17 protein-coding genes are annotated in these 20,892 nt (G+C 67.6%); 11 read left to right on the forward strand and 6 right to left on the reverse strand.

Annotated elements, in window-relative coordinates:
- Window positions 1-247: 247 nt before the first annotated feature.
- Window positions 248-1,312: a DUF3047 domain-containing protein gene (locus tag F7Q96_RS20240; protein ID WP_315904133.1), complete on the forward strand. Its 1,065-nt coding sequence runs from the start codon at window positions 248-250 to the stop codon at window positions 1,310-1,312.
- Between the two features lie 143 nt (window positions 1,313-1,455).
- On the opposite strand, the gene F7Q96_RS20245 is transcribed toward F7Q96_RS20240, so the two are convergent.
- Both F7Q96_RS20245 and F7Q96_RS20250 read right to left on the reverse strand, forming a co-directional pair.
- Window positions 1,456-2,529, reverse strand: coding sequence for a DUF2891 domain-containing protein (locus tag F7Q96_RS20245; RefSeq protein WP_249041695.1), 1,074 nt, complete (start codon window positions 2,527-2,529; stop codon window positions 1,456-1,458).
- Entirely contained in the window at window positions 2,526-3,719 is a 1,194-nt protein-coding gene (locus F7Q96_RS20250) for a M20 aminoacylase family protein (RefSeq protein WP_053822582.1), read from the reverse strand. Before F7Q96_RS20250 ends, F7Q96_RS20245 begins: the two co-directional genes overlap by 4 nt.
- A gap of 481 nt (window positions 3,720-4,200) precedes the next feature.
- Between F7Q96_RS20250 and F7Q96_RS20255 the strand changes: the two genes are divergently transcribed.
- The 8 genes from F7Q96_RS20255 (at window position 4,201) to F7Q96_RS20290 (ending at window position 15,556) form a co-directional block, all read left to right on the forward strand.
- Window positions 4,201-5,790, forward strand: coding sequence for an ABC transporter substrate-binding protein (locus F7Q96_RS20255; protein WP_053822581.1), 1,590 nt, complete (start codon window positions 4,201-4,203; stop codon window positions 5,788-5,790).
- A 274-nt stretch (window positions 5,791-6,064) separates the two neighbouring features.
- Window positions 6,065-7,042, forward strand: a complete 978-nt coding sequence (locus F7Q96_RS20260; protein WP_151023197.1) for an ABC transporter permease — start codon at window positions 6,065-6,067, stop codon at window positions 7,040-7,042.
- A 5-nt stretch (window positions 7,043-7,047) separates the two neighbouring features.
- Entirely contained in the window at window positions 7,048-8,040 is a 993-nt protein-coding gene (locus tag F7Q96_RS20265) for an ABC transporter permease (RefSeq protein WP_249041696.1), read from the forward strand.
- Window positions 8,041-8,068: 28 nt separating this feature from the next.
- Entirely contained in the window at window positions 8,069-9,070 is a 1,002-nt protein-coding gene (locus tag F7Q96_RS20270; RefSeq protein WP_053822580.1) for an ABC transporter ATP-binding protein, read from the forward strand.
- Window positions 9,071-9,075: 5 nt separating this feature from the next.
- Window positions 9,076-10,131 (forward strand): ABC transporter ATP-binding protein, encoded by a 1,056-nt coding sequence (locus F7Q96_RS20275; RefSeq protein ID WP_390885702.1) that lies wholly within the window; start codon window positions 9,076-9,078, stop codon window positions 10,129-10,131.
- 162 nt (window positions 10,132-10,293) lie between these two features.
- The gene (locus F7Q96_RS20280; protein ID WP_151023201.1) at window positions 10,294-12,393 is read left to right on the forward strand and encodes a molybdopterin-containing oxidoreductase family protein; all 2,100 of its coding nucleotides are present in this window, start codon (window positions 10,294-10,296) and stop codon (window positions 12,391-12,393) included.
- On the forward strand, window positions 12,393-13,694 hold the full coding sequence (locus F7Q96_RS20285; RefSeq protein WP_082371650.1) for an aminopeptidase: 1,302 nt from the start codon (window positions 12,393-12,395) through the stop codon (window positions 13,692-13,694). Before F7Q96_RS20280 ends, F7Q96_RS20285 begins: the two co-directional genes overlap by 1 nt.
- Window positions 13,695-13,873: 179 nt before the next feature.
- The gene (locus F7Q96_RS20290; protein ID WP_053822579.1) at window positions 13,874-15,556 is read left to right on the forward strand and encodes a long-chain fatty acid--CoA ligase; all 1,683 of its coding nucleotides are present in this window, start codon (window positions 13,874-13,876) and stop codon (window positions 15,554-15,556) included.
- A 34-nt stretch (window positions 15,557-15,590) separates the two neighbouring features.
- Here F7Q96_RS20290 and F7Q96_RS20295 read toward each other — a convergent pair whose 3' ends face one another.
- From F7Q96_RS20295 to F7Q96_RS20310, 4 genes are all read right to left on the reverse strand, one after another.
- Window positions 15,591-16,022 (reverse strand): hypothetical protein, encoded by a 432-nt coding sequence (locus F7Q96_RS20295; RefSeq protein WP_151023228.1) that lies wholly within the window; start codon window positions 16,020-16,022, stop codon window positions 15,591-15,593.
- A gap of 83 nt (window positions 16,023-16,105) precedes the next feature.
- On the reverse strand, window positions 16,106-16,609 hold the full coding sequence (locus tag F7Q96_RS20300) for a MarR family winged helix-turn-helix transcriptional regulator (RefSeq protein WP_053822578.1): 504 nt from the start codon (window positions 16,607-16,609) through the stop codon (window positions 16,106-16,108).
- 102 nt (window positions 16,610-16,711) lie between these two features.
- Window positions 16,712-17,731: a Bug family tripartite tricarboxylate transporter substrate binding protein gene (locus F7Q96_RS20305; protein WP_053823208.1), complete on the reverse strand. Its 1,020-nt coding sequence runs from the start codon at window positions 17,729-17,731 to the stop codon at window positions 16,712-16,714.
- 196 nt (window positions 17,732-17,927) lie between these two features.
- Window positions 17,928-19,040: a porin gene (locus F7Q96_RS20310; RefSeq protein ID WP_053822577.1), complete on the reverse strand. Its 1,113-nt coding sequence runs from the start codon at window positions 19,038-19,040 to the stop codon at window positions 17,928-17,930.
- 322 nt (window positions 19,041-19,362) lie between these two features.
- On the opposite strand from F7Q96_RS20310, the gene coq7 reads away from it, so the two are divergent.
- Together coq7 and mraZ are read left to right on the forward strand one after the other, a co-directional pair.
- Complete coding sequence (coq7, locus tag F7Q96_RS20315; RefSeq protein WP_053822576.1) at window positions 19,363-19,989, forward strand: 2-polyprenyl-3-methyl-6-methoxy-1,4-benzoquinone monooxygenase; 627 nt, start codon at window positions 19,363-19,365, stop codon at window positions 19,987-19,989.
- A gap of 470 nt (window positions 19,990-20,459) precedes the next feature.
- The gene (gene mraZ, locus F7Q96_RS20320) at window positions 20,460-20,888 is read left to right on the forward strand and encodes a division/cell wall cluster transcriptional repressor MraZ (RefSeq protein ID WP_006577764.1); all 429 of its coding nucleotides are present in this window, start codon (window positions 20,460-20,462) and stop codon (window positions 20,886-20,888) included.
- Window positions 20,889-20,892: the final 4 nt, after the last annotated feature.

Consider the following 20,892-nt stretch of genomic DNA (forward strand, 5'->3'; position numbering starts at 1 on the left):
CGAACAGGACCGTGAAACGACTTCGCGCCGATGATAGTGCGGACTACCCGTGTGAAAGTAGGTCATCGCCAGGCTCTCCTTTGAAAACGCCCCAGATCCTCAAGGTCTGGGGCGTTTTGCTTTGCGGCGGGCTGAATCAAAACGACATGGTGTGCGCCGGCCCGCAGACGGAATACAACAGATTGGCCGCCCGCGTGAAGTCACCGGTTTCCGGCCCGAACGGCCTCTGCTATGGTGTCGCTCGGCATTGGCATCCGCCCCGTTTCAGGGCATGGCAGGCCGGCGTCATGCAATCAGAGCCGCGGTCGAATCAGCGCCCGGCGATCGGAAGTTCGGGGAGAGAGGGATGGCCGCAAACAGGCCCGGAGTCATCGGCATGGACCTGCGCAGGCCTGCATTTGCAGCAGCAGTTGCGGTGCTGACCGCCACGTTGGCGGCTTGTTCGACCTCTTCATCGCCGCCGATCGACTCAGCGACCCGCGCGCCGTCGGCGAAGCCATCGATCAAGATCGCCGCGACCGACTGCCGCGGCTTTCATAAGCGGCTCGCCGCTTCCTCCACCGCCAAAACGCTGCGCACGCAAGCATCGGCCGGCACGGACGCCGCGGGCGTGTTCCAGAAAGTTGCCGACGGAAGCGAGCAAGAAGACAGCGAGCCGGCGCCGTTGTCGCATCTTCCATTATTTTCCGCGTCCGATCCCGAGCAATCGCTGCCTGCCGGCTGGCGCAGCTGGACGGTCAACCGCAGCAAGACGCCGACGCAATATGCGCTTGCCGAAGTCGATCAGCGTGTCGTGCTGCATGCGCGCGCCGAGGGCTCGGCATCAGGGCTCTATGTCCCGCTGACGCCGCGCGATCCGGGCAAGTTGCGTTGGGCCTGGAAGACCCGCGACGTCATCGCCGACGGCGACAACGCCGCCGGGCCGCGCGAAGACGCGCCGCTGCGGGTGTTCGTGGCGTTCGATGGCGACAAGAGCACGCTGTCGCTGAAGGACCATCTGATGGACGAGATGGCGCGCCTGATGACAGGCCGCGAGATGCCTTACGCGACCTTGATGTACATCTGGGGTTCGAAACGTGCGGAAGGGACCGTCATTCCGAATCCCCATACCGAGCGTATCCGCATGATCGTGGCCGACTCGGGCACGCGTCACGCCAGGCAATGGCGCTGTCATGAGCGCGACCTGCGAGCGGACTATCGTGCCGCCTTCGGCAAGGAGCCGGGCCGTCTGCAGGCGGTCGGCATCATGACGGACACCGACAATACCAAGAGCCAGGCCGAAGCGTGGTATGGCGACATCGCGCTGGACTAGCCGCAGGCAGACCGATACGACCATCGATCGCCGAACCTCGATCGCCGAAAATCAATCGACGAAGATCGATCGACGAACATCGATCGCCGAACATCAATCGACGAAGATCGAGCGGCGAACATCAATCGTCGAAGAACAGGCGCTCAAGCTGTCAGCACGGGGTCGGTCAGGGCCAGCGCCGCGAACGACGCCAGCCAGTGCGTACCGACATAGTCGCCGCTGACCGCCTGCGCCAACGACGCGTCCAGATGATCGGCCCAAGCGCCCGCCGCTTTCGTCCGCAGCGGTTCCGGCAGCGACGGCCCCAGCAGGCGCCAGCACCAGGCGCGCGACAGGTTCAGTCCATCGAGGTGCACCAGCTTGGGATCGGTGCGATCGGCGACCACCACTGGCGTCAGCCAGGTCGCCAGATCGTTCGGCGCCGGCGCAAACATCTCCCACCATTCGGCGAACGCGCAGTCGTCCAGCACCCTGCGCATCAGCACCGCCTCCATCAGGCCGCCTGACAGGAACTCGTCGCCGCCCGGCTCATAGCGGGCCGGGTAGCGCTGGTCGTGGCCGAACCAGCGATGCGCGCGCCGCGCAATCGCCCGGCGCAGCGCCGGGTGGCCGTCGGTGCGCGCATAACCGTCGGCCAGCACCAGCGCGAAGGCGCTGTTGGCGTGCGTGCCGGTGCGGATCGGGAAGTCGGCGATATCGAGATAGTCGGTCAGCCGTCCCGCCAGCTCGGTCGCCAGCGGCTCGCAGGCCTTCGCCCAGCGCTGGACTTGCTTGTCGGCCCCGGGGAATTCGCGCAGCTCCGCCTGCAGCCGCAGGATCCAGGCCCACCCATAGGGGCGTTCGAAGGTGGCGCAACCCGGCCGCTGGAAATAGGCAAGTTCGGCCGCGACCGCCTGCGCCTGCCACTGGATATCGAGCGTCGAGCGGATCGCGCCGGCCTCGGGAAGATCGGGCCGCTGCGCCAGCAGCCGGACCAGCAGCCAGTGCATGTGCACGCTGGAGTGCCAGTCGTAGCTGCCGAAATAGACCGGATGCAGCGTGCGCGGCTCCGCCAGGTCGCCGGCGCCCATCATCATGTGGTCGATGCGGTAGGGATAGGGCCGCAGGATGTTCTCGAGCGCGACCTGCGCGAAGGCGCTGGCGGTTGCGATATCGAGCGCCGGCAGCGCGGTCCGCCCGGCCGTGCCATTCACGCCGGCAACGTGCTGGTCGCTCACGCCGGCGCCAGCCACTTCTCGACCAGCTTGACGAAGAAGGTCGAGCCGACCGGCAGGATCTCGTCGTTGAAGTCGTAGCTGGGGTTATGCAGCATGCAGGGCCCGATGCCGTGGCCGGCCTCCCGGTGCCCGCCCTCACCATTGCCGATGAACAGATAGCAGCCGGGCCGCTCGAGCAGCATGAAGGAAAAGTCCTCGGCGCCCATCGTCGGTTCGACGTTGGCCTCGACGTTGTCGACGCCAACCAGCTCGCGTGCGACCTCGACCGCAAAGGCGGCTTCCGCGGCGCTGTTGACGGTCGGCGGATAGTTGCGCTCGAAGCTGAATTCGATGGTGCAGTCGAATGCCGTGGCGACGGCACGCGCCACCTCTTCCATGCGCCGTTCGATCAGGTCGAGCACCGGCAGCGTGAAGGTGCGTACGGTGCCGCCGATCCACGCCTCGTTGGGCACGATATTGGTGGCGTCGCCGGCGTGGAACTGCGTGACCGAGATCACCGCCGCGTCGATCGGCCGCTTGTTGCGGGTAATGATGCCCTGCAGCGCGCCGACAATCTGCGCAGCGGTAAAGACCGGGTCGTTGCCGTTATGCGGCATCGCCGCATGCGCGCCCTTGCCGCGCACGACGATGCGGAACTCGTTGCTCGATGCCATCAGCGGCCCGGCGCAGGTGCCGAAGGAACCGGCCGGCATGCCGGGCCAGTTGTGCATGCCGAACACCGCGTCGCACGGAAAGCGCTCGAACAGCCCGTCGCGGATCATCTCGCGGGCGCCGCCGCCGCCTTCCTCGGCAGGCTGGAAGATCAGATGGACGGTGCCGTCGAAGTTGCGGTGCCGCGCGAGGTAGCGGGCCGCGCCGAGCAGCATCGCGGTATGGCCATCGTGTCCGCACGCGTGCATCTTGCCGTCGTATTGCGAGCGGTGGCCGAAGGTGTTGGCCTCCTGCAGCGGCAACGCGTCCATGTCGGCGCGCAGGCCGATGCTGCGCGCGCTGCTGCCGTTGCGGATCACGCCGACCAGGCCGGTCTTGCCCAGGCCCCGATGGACCTCGATGCCCCAGTCGGTCAGCGTGCGCGCGACCACGTCGGCGGTGCGCTGCTCCTCGAATCGCAGTTCCGGATGAGCATGGATATCGCGGCGGATCGAACGGATCTCGTCTTGCGCCTGGAGGATTTCGGGGATCAGTGTCATGGCCGTGGCAGCAGCGGTAAGCGGTGATAAACGAGAAGGTAATGACCCGGGGAGAAACACCGGGTCGGCAATACGGAATGGGGAAACCGCAGGGGGTGAAACAACCGGATCATACGACGCCCCGCCGGAATGCGCCAAAACCGCCTCCAATAGCGGCACCAACATCGCCGCCAAGGCCAGGGCCCAACAGCCCCCGCCAAAACCATCGCGCCGCGAGATTTCTGCTGCGAGGTTTCCCCTGGATACCGGCCCAATATACCGCCGGCCTTGCCGCCCGCATTCGTCATCGTCGCGCCCGGAGGTGGGTTTCCCCGCATTGCCGCCGGTGCTTCTCTACTGGAACAGTTAATGCTTGCCGTACCGCGTCCGCGAGCCGGGCCGCGCATGTGTCCCGACGCCTGCACCAATTTGCGGCGTCGCAGCTTGCGACGGTCACAGGCCGCTCGTTATAGTTGCCCCCACTTTTCGGGAGAATCGCTCGATGCCGCTACGCCACCACCAGAAGGCATTTGCAACCGCCCTGCTCGCCGCAGCCATCAGCTTCGGCGCCGGCGGTCAGGCACTGGCAGCCGATTTCAAGCTGGCCATGAGCTCGCCGCCGACCTCGATGGACCCGCACTTCTACAACCTGTTCTCGAACATCAACGTGTCGGAGCACATCTTCGACAGCCTGATCAAGATGGACGCGGACAGCCGCATCATTCCGGGCCTGGCCGAGTCGTGGAAGCTGGTCAACGAGACCACCTGGGAGTTCAAGATCCGCAAGGGCGTCAAGTTCCATGATGGCTCGCCGCTGACCGCCGAGGACATCCTGTGGTCGCTGGACCGGCCCGCGACGATCCAGAACAGCCCCGGCAAGTTCGATGTCTACACCAAGGCCATCGTCGCCAAGAAGGTCATCGATCCGAACACGATCCAGTTGATCACCGCGCAGCCCTATCCGCTGGTGCTGAACGACCTGACGTCGATCTTCATCGTGCAGAAGAAGGCCACGCAGGGCCTGAACTCGGACGATTTCGCGCAGGGCAAGGGCATGATCGGCACCGGTCCGTTCAAGTTCGTCAGCTATGCGCGGGACGACCGGGTCGAGCTGACGCGCAACGCCGACTACTGGGGACCGAAGCCGGCGTGGGACAAGGTGACGCTGCGCTTCATTCCGAACCCCGCGACGCGCCTGGCCGCGCTGCTGTCGGGCGACGTGCAGGCGATCGAGAACGTGCCGACGCCGGATCTGCCGCAGGTGCGCAAGAACCCGAAGCTGTCGTTCTTCTCGAAGATCTCGCACCGCGTGATCTACCTGTATTTCGATGCCAAGCGCGACAAGTCGCCGTACGTCACCAGCAAGGACGGCCAGCCGATGGACAAGAACCCGCTGAAGGATGCGCGCGTGCGCAACGCCATCAGCATGGCCATCAACCGTCAGGGCATCAAGGACCGGCTGATGGAGGGCCTGTCCGAGCCGACCAACAACCTGGTGCCGGCGACGCTGTTCGGGCATAACCCCAACCTGAAGACCGTCAAGTACGACCCCGAGGGCGCCAAGAAGCTGCTGGCCGAGGCCGGCTATCCGAACGGCTTCGGCGTGACGCTGCATACGCCGAACAACCGCTATGTCAACGACGAGAAGATCGCGCAGACCATCGCGCAGAACCTGACGCGGATCGGCATCGCCACCCGCGTCGAGGGCATGCCGATGGCGACCTACTCGTCCAAGGGCATCAAGCACGAGTGGTCGTTCGGCCTGCTGGGCTGGGGCGCGCAGACCGGCGAGGTCAGCTCGCCGCTGCGCGCGCTGCTGGCGTGCGAGGACGCCAAGAAGGGCTTCGGCACGACCAACTGGGGCGAGTACTGCAATCCGAAGATGGACGCGGTACTGGAGAAGGCGCTGCGGACCGTCGACGATGGCGAGCGCTCGAAGCTGCTGCAGGAGGCGACCGCGATCGCGATCAACGACGGCGGCATCATTCCGATTCATCAACAGGTGACCACCTGGGCCACGCAGAAGGGCATCACCTACGTGCCGCGGACCGACGAGCGGACCTACGCGCACAACTTCAAGCCGCAGCAGTAATCTCGGCAGGGCTGTCGGCGGGCCGTTCGCTTGACAGCCCGGGCGCGCGCGGTGCCCAATGGCGCCGCGCGTCCCAACCGGCCCGCGCCGCGCAGCCGGCCCCGCCGCCCGCGGGTCCGGCGATGCGCCGATCGCCACGAAAACAGCCGCCCGGCGACGATCGGGCGGCGATAGCCGTCAGCCGGTGCCGCGCTCCGCCGCATGCCTTCGCGCGACCCCTCGCGCGGGACATGGCGGTGCGCGGCGCCGGCGGCGAAGGAAAAGCGTCCCGACTATGCTGGTCTTTATCATCCGGCGCCTGATGCAGAGCGTGGTCGTGCTCTTCGTCATGTCGCTGCTGGTCTTTCTCGGTGTGTTCGCCATCGGCAACCCGGTGGACATCCTGATCAATCCGCAGGCCGATCAGGAAGACATCAAGCGCACCATCGCCGCGCTCGGCCTCGACAAGCCGCTGTGGGAGCAGTACTGGATCTTCCTGACCAATGCGCTGCAGGGCAATCTGGGCATCTCGTTCGCGCACGGCACGCCGGCGCTGAAGCTGATCTTCGAGCGGATGCCGGCGACGATGGAGCTGGCGGTCTGCGCGATCCTGCTGGCGATCGTGCTCGGCATCCCGCTCGGCCTGTGGGCCGGCCTGCGGCCCAACGGCATCGCGGGCAAGTCGATCATGACGGTGTCGATCCTCGGCTTTTCGCTGCCGACCTTCTGGGTCGGGCTGATGCTGATCATGGTGTTCGCGGTGCAGCTGGGCTGGCTGCCGTCGAACGGGCGCGGGCAGACCGTGTCGGTGCTCGGCATCCCGGTCAGCTTCCTGACCGTCGACGGCATCCGCCATCTGGTGCTGCCGGCCGTCACGCTGTCGCTGCTGAATATCGCGATGGTGATCCGGCTGACGCGCGCCGGCACGCAGGAGGCGATGCTGCAGGACTACGTCAAGTTCGCGCGCGCCAAGGGCCTGTCGAACACCCGCATCGTCGGCGTGCATGTGCTCAAGAACATCCTGATTCCGATCGTCACCGTGATCGCGCTGCAGTTCGGCTCGATCATCGCCTTCGCCATCGTCACCGAGACGATCTTCGCCTGGCCCGGCATGGGCAAGCTGATCATCGATTCGATCCAGCTGCTGGACCGGCCGGTGATCGTCGCCTACCTGATGGTGATCGTGACGCTGTTCATCCTGATCAACCTGGCGGTCGACATCCTCTACAGCGTGCTCGACCCGCGCGTGCGCATCGCCGACAACAAGGGCTGATCCCAATGACCATCGCTACGCAACCGGGCACGCCGGACGGGCTGCCGGCCCCGACCACCGATCTCGCCGCCGGTCCCCCGGGCACCCCGACCGGCACGCCGACGCCGTCCGCGGCGGCGGGCGTCGACACGCCGTGGCGCCGCTTCGCGCGGCAGTTCTTCTCCAGCAAGATCGCGGTGGCGGGCCTGGCCGTGCTGATCGCGATCGTGCTGATCGCGATCTTCGCGCCGTGGCTCGCGCCGCAGAATCCCTACGACCTGGCGACGCTGGACGTGCTGGACGCGCGCCTGGCGCCGGGGGAGGTGGCCGGCAACGGCATGACGTTCCTGCTCGGCTCGGACGAGCAGGGCCGCGACATCCTGTCGGCCGTGATGTACGGGCTGCGCATCAGCATCGGCGTCGGCGTGGTCAGCACGGTGATCGCGCTGGTGCTGGGCGCCACGCTGGGGCTGATCGCCGGCTTCGTCGGCGGACGCGTCGAGGCGCTGATCATGCGCGTCGCCGATCTGCAGCTGTCGTTCCCGCCGATCCTGCTGGCGCTGATCCTGCTGGCCTTCCTGCGGCCTGGCATCGGCAATATCGTGATCGCGCTGGTGGCGGTGCAATGGGCCTACTACGCGCGCACCACGCGCAGCGCGGCGCTGGTCGAGCGGCGCAAGGAATATATCGAGGCGGCCACCTGCCTGGGGCTGCCGGCGCGGCGCATCATGTTCCGCCATCTGCTGCCGAACTGCCTGCCGCCGCTGATCGTGATCGCTGCGCTGCAGGTGGCCTCGGCGATCACGCTGGAGGCCACGCTGTCCTTCCTCGGCCTGGGCGTGCCGATCACCGAGCCGTCGCTCGGTTCGCTGATTTCGAACGGCCAGCAGTACATGCTGTCCGGCAAGTACTGGATCAGCTTCTTCCCCGGCATTGCGCTGGTGGTGACCATCGTCGCGATGAACCTGGTCGCCGACCAGCTGCGCGACGTGCTGAACCCGCGCCTGCAGACGCTTTGACAGACGACGCCAACAAGGGAATGACCGGATGAGCAGCAAACCAACCCTGCTGGTCGAGGACCTGGAAACGCATTTCTTCACGCGCGGCGGCGTTGCACGCGCGGTCGATCGCGTGTCCTTCTCGATCGGCCGCGGCGAGATCATGGGCCTGGTCGGCGAGTCCGGCTCAGGCAAGTCAATGACCGGCTATTCGATCATGGGACTGATCGATCCGCCCGGGCAGGTCGTCGGCGGACGCATCGAGCTGACCAGCCGCGACGGCGTCACGCGCGACCTGCGCAAGCTGACGCCGGCGCAGATGCGCAACGTGCGCGGCAACCGCATCGCGATGATCTTCCAGGATCCGATGATGACGCTGAACCCGGTGCTGCGCATCGACACGCAGATGATCGAGGCGGTGCTGGCGCACGAGAAGGTCGACAAGGCGGTGGCGCGCGAGCGCGCGCGCAATGCGCTGGCGCGGGTTGGCATTCCATCGCCGGACGAGCGGCTGCAGGCCTATCCGCACCAGTTCTCGGGCGGCATGCGCCAGCGCGTGGCGATCGCGATCGCGCTGCTGAACAAGCCGGACCTGATCATCGCCGACGAGCCGACCACCGCTCTTGACGTGACGATCCAGGGCCAGATCCTCTACGAGATGCAGAAGCTGTGCCGCGAGTCCGGCACCGCGCTGATCTGGATCACGCACGACCTGTCGGTGATCGCGGGCCTGGCCGACAGCGTCTGCGTGATGTACGCCGGCAGGATCGTCGAGGCCGGCGACGTGCGCCAGGTGCTCGAGCATCCCGAACATCCCTATACGCACGGACTGATCGGCTCGGCGCCGTCGCGCAATCCGCGCGGCGCGCCGCTGCGCCAGATCCCCGGCATGACGCCGTCGCTGCTGAACCTGCCCGGCGGCTGCGCGTTCCGCGAGCGCTGCCCGCGCGCCACCGAGATCTGCCGCACCGAGCCGCCGCTGAGCAGCGCGCCCGACGGGCGGCGCCTGCGCTGCTTCCACCCGGTGCTTGAAACGCAGGAGGCCGCATGACCGATATGTCCGTGATCGACGCGCCCGCCGACGCGGCGGCGAAGCCGGCCTCGGCGTCGGCAGCCGGCACGCCGCTGCTGGAGCTGCGCGGCGTCTCCAAGCGCTTCGTCAAGTCGCTCGACGCCGCCGCCCGCATCGCCAATCTGTTCGGCGCGCATGCGAAGGAAGAAGTGGTGCACGCGGTCGACCATGTCGACCTGGCCATCCGCGCCGGCGAGGTGGTCGGCCTGGTCGGCGAATCCGGCTGCGGCAAGTCGACGCTGGGCCGGATGGCCGTCGGCCTGCATACGCTGACCGAAGGCACGCGGCTGTGGAAGGGCGAGGACCTGGAGCAGCTGCCGCCGGAGAAAAAGCGCGAGAAGCAGCTGGCGATCCAGATGATCTTCCAGGATCCGTACGCCTCGCTGAATCCGCGGCTGCGCGTGCTCGATATCGTCGGCGAGGCGCCGGTGGTGCACGGCATCGTGCCGGCCTCGGGCCAGAAGGCCTATGTCGAGGAGATGCTGACGCGGGTCGGCATGGACCCGACCGTGCTGCGGCGCTTTCCGCATCAGTTCTCGGGCGGCCAGCGCGCGCGGATCGGCATCGCGCGGGCGCTGGCGGTCAGGCCGGAGTTCCTGGTCTGCGACGAATCGGTGGCGGCGCTGGACGTGTCGATCCAGGCCCAGGTGCTGAACCTGTTCATGCGGCTGCGCCAGGAGCTGAACCTCACCTACCTGTTCATCAGCCACGACCTCGGCGTGGTCAAGCACATCAGCGACCGCGTGGTGATCATGTACCTGGGCCGCGTGGTCGAATCCGCGCCGACCGAGCAGGTGTTCGCCGCGCCGAACCATCCGTACACGCAGGCGCTGCTTGCCGAGGCCCCGAAGCTGGAGGTCGGCAAGAAGACCTATGTCGCGATCCAGGGCGAGATCCCGTCGCCGCTGCATCCGCCCTCGGGCTGCCACTTCCATCCGCGCTGCCCGCATGCGATGCCGCGTTGCCGGCAGGAGGCGCCCGCGCTGAAGGAGATCGCCCCGGGGCGGATGTCGGCCTGCCATCTGAACGACCAGCGTTGAGCGCCTGACGCGGACGACGGGACCACTGGCCGGAGGAGGCGAGCAGGGGACGCAGGGAGGCGGCGGCGCCTGCGCCGGCTGCCCCTGGATGGAATCCGATCGAATCCGACGGAATCCGATCGAATACAATCGGCCACAAAGACCATCGCCCCCGGAGAACCCATGTCCACCCGCATCGTCCGCGCCGCCTGCCCGCACGATTGTCCCGACAGCTGCGCGCTGCTCGTCACCGTCGAGGACGGCCGCGCCGTCAAGGTGGCCGGCGATCCCGACCATCCGGGCACGCAGGGCGTGCTGTGCACCAAGGTGTCGCGTTATACCGAGCGCACCTATCATCCCGACCGCCTGCTGACCCCGATGAAGCGGATCGGCCCGAAGGGCAGCGGACAGTTCGCGCCGATCGGCTGGGACGAGGCGCTCGACATCGTCGCGCAGCGGCTCGGCGCAATCGCCGCCCGCGACCCGCAGGCCATCGTGCCCTACAGCTACGCCGGCACGATGGGGCTGGTGCAGGGCGAAAGCATGGCCGCGCGCTTCTTCCACAAGCTCGGCGCCTCGCTGCTCGACCGCACCATCTGCGCCAGCGCCGGCGCCACCGCGCTGCGCTACACCTATGGCGCCAGCGTCGGCATGGACATCGAGCATGTCGAGGACGCGAAGCTGATCGTGATCTGGGGCGGCAACCCGATCGCCTCGAACCTGCACTTCTGGACCCGCGTGCAGCAGGCCAAGCGCCGCGGCGCGACGCTGGTGGCGATCGATCCGTACCGCTCGCTGACCGCCGAGAAGTGCCATCGCCATCTCGCGCCGATGCCGGGCACGGACGGGGCGCTGGCGCTGGCCATCATCCATGTGCTGATCCGCGACGACCTGCTCGACCACGACTACATCGCGCGGCACACGGTCGGCTTCGACGCGCTGCGCGACCGCGCGGCGCAGTTCTCGCCGGCGCATGCCGCGCAGATCTGCGGCATCGATGCCGAGGACATCGAATGGCTGGCCGGCCTGTACGGCACGCTGGCAGTGCGCGAGCGGCAACCGGTCGCGATCCGCCTGAACTATGGCATGCAGCGCGCCCACGGCGGCGGCCAGGCGGTGCGCGCGGTGGCCTGCCTGCCGTCGCTGGTCGGCGCATGGCGCCACGCCGCGGGCGGCTTGCAGCTGTCCACTTCGGGCTTTTTCCCGATCGACAATGCGGCGCTGCAGCGCCCGGACCTGCTGCCGAGCTGGCCGAAGCTGCCGCGCACGATCAATATGTCGACGATCGGCGATGCGCTGCTCGGCGAGGGGCTGCCGGCCGGCACGCCGCCGATCGAGGCGATCGTCGTCTACAACAGCAATCCGGTCGCGGTCGCGCCGCAGTCGGGCAAGGTCGCGGCGGGCTTCGCGCGCGAGGACCTGTTCACCGTGGTGCTCGAGCACTTCCGCACCGATACCGCCGACTACGCCGACATCATTCTGCCGGCCACCACGCAGCTCGAGCACGTCGACGTGCACAAGGCCTACGGCCATACCTACTTCCTCGCCAACAACCAGGCGATCGCACCGCTGGGCCAGGCGCTTCCCAATACCGAGATCTTCCGCCGGCTGGCGCGGCGCATGGGCTTTACCGAGCCGTGCTTCGCCGACAGCGACGAGGACATCGCCGCGCAGGCGATCGCGCGCAGCGACCCGCGCGCGGCCGGCATCGACTGGACGACGCTGAAGGAAAGCGGCTGGCAGAAGCTGAAGCTGCCGGCGGCGCCGTTTGCCGAGGGGGGCTTTCCCAGCCCCACCGGCAAGTGCCAGTTCTACGCGGCCGAGATGGTCAAGGACGGCCTCGATCCGCTGCCGGGCTATGTGGCGCCGTACGAGGCGCCCGCCAGCGCGCCGGAGCTGGCGGCGCGCTATCCGCTGGCGATGATCTCGCCGCCGGCGCGCAACTTCCTGAACAGCACCTTCGTCAACGTCGACAGCCTGCGCGCGACCGAGGGCGAGCCGCATCTGGACATCCATCCGGACGACGCCGCCGCGCGCGGCATCGTCGACGGCATGATGGTGCGCGCGTTCAACGACCGCGGCAGCATGCAGGCGCGCGCCCGCGTCACCGACCGCGCGCGCCAGGGACTGGTGGTCGGGCTGTCGATCTGGTGGAAGAAGCTGGCGCCGGACGGCAAGAACGCCAACGAGCTGACCAGCCAGCGTCTGACCGACATGGGCCGCGCGCCGGTCTTCTACGACTGCCTGGTGCAGGTGGAGGCCGCCGCGCAGGCGGTGACGTGATGGCACGGCGGCCGGCTCGCGTCCGCGTGGCGGCCGCGCTGGCCGCTGTTGCGCTGGGCGCGCTGCTGGCCGGCTGCGAGGCCGTCGGCTACTACGCGCAGTCGATCAGCGGCCATCTGGGCGTGATGGCCCAGGCCACGCCGCTGTCCGACGCGATCGCCTACGCCAACGGCAGCAACGACAAGCGGCTGGCCGACCGGCTCGCGCTGGCCGGGCGCATGCGCGACTTTGCCTCGCGCGAACTGGCGCTGCCGGACAACGGCAGCTACCGGCACTACGCCAATCTGCATCGTCCCTATGTGGTGTGGAGCGTGTTCGCCACGCCCGAGCTGTCGATGGAGCTGCACAAGTGGTGCTTCCTGGTGGTCGGCTGCATCAACTACCGCGGCTACTACGCGATCGAGGACGCGCACCGCTATGCCGCGGGGCTGCGCAGCCAGGGGCTGGAGACCTATGTGGCGGGCGTGCCCGCCTATTCGACGCTGGGCTATTTCGACGATCCGTTGCTGAACACCTTCGTCTATCTGCCCGAGGGCGAGCTGGCGCGGATGATCTTCCACGAGCTCGCGCACCAGGTGGTCTACGTGCGCAACGACACCACCTTCAACGAGTCGTTTGCCTCCGCGGTGGAGATCGCCGGCGTCGAACGCTGGCTGGCGCGCGAGGCTTCGGCCGACGCGCGCGCGAGCTATCGCCAGTACGATGGGCGCCGCCGGCAGTTCCGCGCGATGCTGCTGCAGACGCGCGCCGAACTCGACGCGCTGTACCGCAAGCCGATCGACGACGAGGCCAAGCGGGCCGGCAAGGCGGCGATCTTCGCCGCGCTGCGCCAGCGCTATGCGGCGCTGAAGGAATCGTGGGGCGGCTACAGCGGCTACGACCGCTGGTTCTCGCAGCCGCTGACCAATGCCCACCTGGCCGCGGTGGCCACCTATCAGCAATGGGTGCCGGCGTTCCTGGCGCTGCTCGAGCAATGCGGCGGCGACTGGAAGGCCTTCTATGCCGAGGCCGCACGCATCGGCAAGCTCAAGCCCGAGCAGCGCAACGCGCGGCTGCGCGCGCTGGCGCCGAACGAGCCGACGACCGCGGCGGCGACCGTGAACGCCGCCACCGGCAACACTGCGGTACACAACGCTGCGGTACACCACGCTGCGGCGGGCAACGCTGCGGTGGACAGCGCTGTGGCCGGAAATGCCGCGGTGGACAATGCTGCAACCGGCAATGCTGCAACCGGCAATGCTGCGACGGCCCACGGTGCGGCAGGCAACGGTGCAACGATCGCCGAACCCGGCGGATCCTAGGGTATTCCCGCGCCGGCGCGCGCACCGACGGCACGGTCGGCCGCCGTTACACTGGCAGCGGTCCAGAGGACTTCATCTAACGTGTTGTCCTGGTGTTGTCTTAAGGGTGCCCGCCGTTTAGCATCGCCGTTTAGCGTTGCAAAAAATCGAACGATCATTCAGAAACCAGGAGACGGCATATGGAAAAGCAGTGGCTGAAACACTATCCGGCAGGCGTCCCCGCCGAGATCGACGCCACCCAGTACCGGTCGCTTGCCCAACTGCTGGAGGAATCCTTTCGGGACTACGCGGACCGGCGCGCCTTCGTCTGCATGGACAAGGCGATCACCTATGCCGAGCTGGACCGGCTGTCCGGCCACTTCGCCGCCTGGCTGCAGTCGCGCGGGCTGAAGCCCGGCGCACGCGTCGCGATCATGATGCCCAACGTGCTGCAATATCCGGTGGTGCTGGCCGGCGTGCTGCGCGCGGGCATGGTGGTGGTCAACGTCAATCCGCTGTACACGCCGCGCGAGCTCGAGCACCAGCTCAAGGACAGCGGCGCCGAGGCGATCGTGATCCTGGAGAACTTCGCCGCCACGCTGCAGCAGGTGCTGTCCGCCACGCCGGTCAAGCACGTGGTGGTGGCCAGCATGGGCGACATGCTCGGCGGGCTCAAGGGCGCGGTGGTCAACTTCGTCGTGCGCAACGTCAAGAAGATGGTGCCCGCGTGGGAGCTGCCGAACTGCGTGCGCTTCCCCACGGCGCTGGCCGAGGGCAGCCGGCTGCAGCGCAAGCCGGTCGATACCGGCCCGGACGACATCGCCTTCCTGCAATACACCGGCGGCACCACCGGCGTGTCCAAGGGCGCGGTGCTGCTGCACCGGAACGTCGTCGCCAACGTGCTGCAGTCGCAGGCCTGGATGCAGCCGGCGCTGGCCAAGGGCGCGCCGATCGACCAGGTGGTGACGATCACCGCGCTGCCGCTGTACCACATCTTCGCGCTGACGGTCTGCGCGTTGCTGGGCATGCGCAGCGGCGGCCTGAGCGTGCTGATTCCGAATCCGCGCGACATCCCGGGCTTCATCAAGGAACTGCAGAAGTACCGCTTCCACATGTTCCCGGCGGTCAACACGCTGTACAACGCGCTGATCAACCATCCGGACATCGACAAGGTCGACTTCTCGGGGCTGCGCGTGGCCAACGGCGGCGGCATGGCGGTGCAGGAGGCGGTGGCCAAGAAATGGCTGGCCAAGACCGGCTGCCCGATCATCGAAGGCTATGGCCTGTCCGAGACCTCGCCGTCGGCGACGTGCAATCCGACCGACAGCGACGCGTTCTCGGGCACCATCGGCCTGCCGCTGCCTTCGACGGAAATCGCCATCCGCGACGACGACGGCCGCGACGTGCCGCTGGGCCAGCCGGGCGAGATCTGCATCCGCGGGCCGCAGGTGATGGCCGGCTACTGGAACCGGCCGGACGAGACCGCCAAGGTCATGACGCCGGACGGCTTCTTCAAGACCGGCGACATCGGCATCATCGACGAGCGCGGCTATACCCGCATCGTCGACCGCAAGAAGGACATGATCCTGGTGTCGGGCTTCAACGTGTACCCGAACGAGATCGAGGGCGTGGTCGCGGAGTGCCCGGGCGTGCTGGAGGTCGCGGCGGTCGGCGTGCCGGACCAGCACTCGGGCGAGGTGGTCAAGCTGTTCGTCGTCAGGAAGGACCCGGCGCTGACCGAGCAGGACGTGATCGCGTTCTGCAAGGACCGGCTGACGGGCTACAAGCGGCCGAAGTACGTCGAGTTCCGCACCGAGCTGCCGAAGACCAACGTCGGCAAGATCCTGCGCCGCGAGCTGCGCGATTCGCGCAAGGCCGCCTGATCGCCGCCACGGCGCCGACGATGACGGCGCCGGCTCAGCACTCGTTGGACGGCGCCAGCCCCGGCTCGCGCCGTCCGTCCGCGTAGACCACGCGCACGCAGCTGCCGACATCGAGCCTTGGCGCCGCCGGGCCGTTGACCGTCGCGGCGGTGCCGTCGTTCAGCTTGATCTCGTAGGCAAAGATGTCGACCTGCTGCACCGGCGCGCGATTCAGCAGCCGGCCCAGGTCGAACGCCAGCCCGACCCCCACGCCGCCGCCGCTCCAGCCGCCCCCGCTGGCGGCGCCGACCCCGACCCCATAGCCCGAATAGCCGCGCGCCTGTTCGACGTCGACCCGCGTGACGAAGCGCTTCTCGGCGATCCGCCCCAGCTTGACCGTGGCGTTGACCGGCGTGATCTGCGGCGCGGGGGGGACGCCCGGCGAGCTGGCGCAGGCGCCGGCGAGGACGGCGACGGCGGTGGCCATGGCGGCCACCGAGGCGGCCCGCGCCGGCAGGCCCAGGACACGCAATGCTTGCGGTTGGGGCCGCTGTTGCAACGGTAGGGGTTTCATGCGGACACCAGAGTCGATTTGAGACGGCCCAGCAGCTTGAACAGCGCGCGCCGCTCGGTTTCGGCGAGCCCTTCGAACAACTGCTCGACCCATTGCTCGTGCGCGCGCGCCATGCGCGTGAAAGCCGCGCGGCCGGCCGGTGTCAGCCGGATCAGATAGGCGCGCCGGTCGTTGGCGAGCGGCTCGCGCGAAACCAGCCCTTCCTGCTGCAGCTGATCGGTGATGCCGGTCACGTTGCCGCCGGTCACCATCATGCGGCGCGACAGTTCGCCCATCTTCAGGCCCTCGGGATGGCGCTCGAGCTGCGCCATCAGGTCGAAGCGCGGCAGCGTGCAGCCGAACGACTCGCGCAGCCGGCTGCGGATATCGGCCTCGACCAGGTTGGTGCAGGTCAGCAGCCGCAACCACAGGCGCAGCGCCTCGTGGCTGGCGTCATCGGCGCGGGTTTCGAGATCGACTGGCGCCGCGTTGGGCGCGGCGTCGGCGGCGGAGGTCGGCATTGCAGGCGGGCATCGGGAAATGGTTGACGCCTGAAGTATATGCGTTCGGCCGGCCGCCAGGCTCGCCGCGGCAGCCGGCACGGCGCAGCGCAGGAGGGGCGATCAGTCGACCTTGGCGCCCGAGTCCTTGACCACCTTGGCCCATTTGGCGGTTTCCGCGCGGATATGCTGCGCGAACTGCTCCGGCGTATTGCCGACCGGCTCGGCGCCCTGGGCCTGCAGCTTTTCGCGGATCGCCGGCGTGCCCAGCGCCTTGGCGACTTCCTGCTGGATGCGCGACACGATCGCGGGCGGCGTGCCGGCCGGCGCCAGCAGGCCGAACCACGAGCTGGCCTCGTAGTTGGGCAGCTTCGCGGCCTGCGCGATGGTCGGCAGGTCCGGCAGCGCCGGCGACGGCCTGGCGCTCGTTACCGCCAGCGCCTTCAGCTTGCCGGCCTTGATCAGCGACATCGACGACGGCAGGTTGTCGAACATCACCTGCATGGTGCCGCCGGCCAGATCGGTCAGGGCCGGGCCGCTGCCCTTGTACGGGAAGTGGACCATGAAGGTCCGGGTCTGCGTCTTGAACAGTTCGCCGGCCAGGTGGATCGAGGTGCCGTTGCCGCTCGAGGCCATGTTCAGCTTGCCGGGATTGGCGCGCGCGTACGCGATCAGGTCGTTGACGCTGTTGATCCTGTTCTGCTGCGCGAACGCCGGGTTCAACACGAGCACGTTGGGCACCGCGGCGACCAGCGTGATCGGTGCGAAGTCCTTGATCGGGTCGTACGGCAGCTTGCCGTACAGCGACTGGTTGATGCCATGCGTACCGACCGTGCCCATCAGCAGCGTATAGCCGTCGGGCTCGGCCTTCGACACGATCTCCGCGCCGATATTGCCGCCCGCGCCGGGACGGTTGTCGACCACCACGCTCCAGCCCGGCAGCTTCGACAGCTCGGCGGCGACCGCGCGCGCCAGGATGTCGGTGGTGCCGCCGGGGGCGAAGGGTACGACCATGCGGATCGGCTTGGCGGGGTAGCTGCCGGGATCGGCGGCGTGCGCGGGAATCTGCCATGCCGTCGCGGCGAGCCCGCTCAGGGTAGCGGCCAGGGTCAGGCGCAGCGCGCGGCGGCGGGTTGCTTGCATCGGTTCGTCTCCTCGGGCGCCTGGCTGGCGCATCGTCTTGTGCTTGCCGGCGGGCCGGCGGGACTGCTGCATTCTAGTGGCGCCGACGCGGCGCTGCCGATGAGGTGAAGCCCTATGGCACCGCCGCCAGGCCAACAAGAAAGGCACCCGGAGGTGCCCTTTCAAAGCGGGCGTGCCCGCGGTATTGCCGTTGTTCTTAGAACTTGTGGCGGATGCCGATGCCCACGCCGACCATATTGTCTTCGCCGGCGCCCAGCGGGTAGCCGTTGGCAAAGCTGATCACGGCGCTGTCGAAGTTCAGGCCGGCGTTCTTGGTGTAGGCAGCGGTCAGGTAGATGTCGGTCCGCTTGGTGATGTTGTAGTCCGCCACGAAGCTGACCTGCCATGGGTTCGGAGCGTTGACGCCGTTCAGGTTCTTGACGTCGGCGTAGTAGTACGCCAGCGTCAGGCCCAGCGCGGCGGTGGCCTGGTAGTTGGCGCCGGCCCAGTAGTAGTCGTCGCGATAGATGGTGGCGTCGTTCGGGGCCTTGTTCTGGCCCCAGCGGTAGCCGGCCATCAGCTTGGCCGGGCCGAACGCGTAGCTGGCCGCGGCGCCTGCCTTGCGGAACGTCGCCGTGTCGCCGCCGGTGTTGGCCACGGTCGGGTTCGACTGGTCGTAGGCGATGGTCACGCCGAGCGGACCGGCCGCGTACGCCACCGCGCCACCGTAGCCGGTGTCGCGCCGGAACTGGCCCGGGACTTCGCCGGTGCCGGCGACGCCGTTGCCGAACGACCAGTGCGCGATGGCCGTGACCGGACCGAACTTGCCGGTGTACTTGGCGGTGTTGTCAGAACGGAAGTTGGTGCCCAGCTGATAGGCGATCGGTTCATACTGCGTCGCGTAGCCGGTCGGCGAGAAGTTGGCGAACGCATCGAACATCGAGGTGTACTGGCGGCCGAAGGTGATGCGGCCGACCTGGTTGCTTTCGATCCCGACGTACGCCTGACGACCGAACAGGCGGCCGCCCTGCTGCATGCGGCCATCGTCCACGCCGAAGCCGCTTTCGAGCACGAACAGCGCCTTCATGCCGCCGCCCAGATCTTCCACGCCGCGCAGACCCCAGCGCGAACCGGACAGGCCGCCGGAAGTCACCCCGAACTTGTTCTCCCCACGACCCGGGAATCCGGCGGTGCCGGCCGCGGTCGAGGACATGTTGCTGACGTATTCGATGTTGGCGTCGACCACCCCGTACAGCGTGACGCTCGATTGGGCCTGTGCAGTGCCGGCGAATGCGCCGAGCGCGGCCAATGCAAGAAGCGACTTCTTCATGCTGGTTTATCTCCTGTAGTAAGAATTATTGGTGTGATGCGCGAGGCAGCCTCCTGAGCTCTCCATGGCCCACGCACCCAACTTCGCGAGAAGTTGTCAGGTACTGTAACAAACGGCCTTGTTTGCACAATCGCACAGTCGTTCTATTGTCGGCTTTTCACAACTCAGGGTTTTGGAGTAGCCCGCCAGCCCAAGCCAGTACTGGCAAGGCGCCCCGCGCGGGCGGTCCGAAACGGGGGCGGTACAATGCGGGAATTCCCCGAACCGACCCAAGGCGGCTCATCGTCACTTTCACCGTCACGCGGGCCGCCGCCGTACCGACATGGACAAGCTGATCCACGAATTCGACGTCGCCCTGCGCGCCATCACCGGCGCGACCCGAGCGGGGCGCCCCAGCCCGGCCGAGCCGCTAGCCGAACACGACGACACGCAGCTCGACGCCGGAGAGCGCCGGCATGTCGCCGGGCTGATGCGGGTCAACCATGTCGGCGAGGTCTGCGCCCAGGCGCTGTACCAGGCGCAGAAGCTGACCGCCCGCGATGGCGCGGTGCGCGCGCAGATGGATGCCGCCGCGCGCGAGGAAGAGGATCACCTCGGCTGGTGCGCCGAGCGGCTGCGCGAACTCGGCTCGCGGCCTAGCCTGCTCAATCCACTGTGGTACGCCGGCGCCTTCGCCATCGGCTGGCTGGCCGGACGGGCCGGCGATCGCGCCAGCCTGGGCTTCGTGTCCGAAACCGAACGCCAGGTCGAGCAGCACCTGACCGGCCACCTGGAGCAACTGCCTGCCGCCGACGCACGCTCGCGCGCGATCCTCGAGCAGATGCGCGACGACGAGGCCCGCCATGGCGCCAGCGCGCGGGAAGCGGGCGGCATCACGCTGCCCGCACCGGTGCGCGCGGCGATGCGCGCGGCCTCGCGCGTGATGACCACCACCGCCTACCGGATCTGAGCGGTTACCCCGGCAGTTACCCCGGGCAGTTACCCAATGCTGCGCGCGTTCAGATCGCCGCGATCCGACGCGCGCCGCGGGCTCGCCCCGAGGGCTATCGGCACCGAATCGTTGTATCCTTTGGCCGGGCTCGGGACCGCGGTATTTCCTTGCGCCAGCGACTTCTCTCCTCGTAGTTCTCAGGTGGTTTCTCGGCTTTCTCCCCTAAGACCTTCATTTCATTAGGAATTCACCTTCCTGGTGCGCGCTCGCCCTGCGCTAAGTCTTTGTTCTGATTCCGAAAAACGCCTTTTTGGCACCGTTGACGAGCCTTGACCGCCCAATAGGCTTCCTCTAAAGTGGGGAATAGTGTGAGGAAGTGTATTTTTGTGTGAGGAAAGGGCTTCGGTGTGGGATGATGTGCACTAGCCGAAGCGGACCAGTCAACGCCACGCCAAGCCGCCGCAGGCAGGCGCGGGACGGGGGTGAACTTGTTTCAGGGAGCATCGGCGCTCTCCCTCGATGCCAAGGGTCGGATGTCGATTCCGACGCGGCACCGGGAAGCGCTGCAACAACAGGCCGAGGGCCGGGTGACGCTGACCAAGCACCCGGATGGATGCCTGCTGCTCTTTCCCCGGCCGGAATGGGAAACCTTTCGCACACGCATTGCGGCGTTGCCGATGGACGCGCACTGGTGGAAGCGCATTTTTCTGGGCAATGCCGCGGACGTCGAAATGGACAGCGCCGGGCGCGTGCTGATCGCGCCGGAGCTGCGCAGCGCCGCCATGCTGGACAAGGAAGTGATGCTGCTCGGCATGGGCAGCCATTTCGAGGTCTGGGATGCCGCGACCTACGCCGCCAAGGAACAGCAGGCGATGGCCCAGGGCATGCCTGAAGCATTGAAGAACTTCTCTTTCTGAAGTG

It is taken from the genome of Cupriavidus gilardii (assembly GCF_008801915.1).
GTDB lineage: Bacteria > Pseudomonadota > Gammaproteobacteria > Burkholderiales > Burkholderiaceae > Cupriavidus > Cupriavidus gilardii.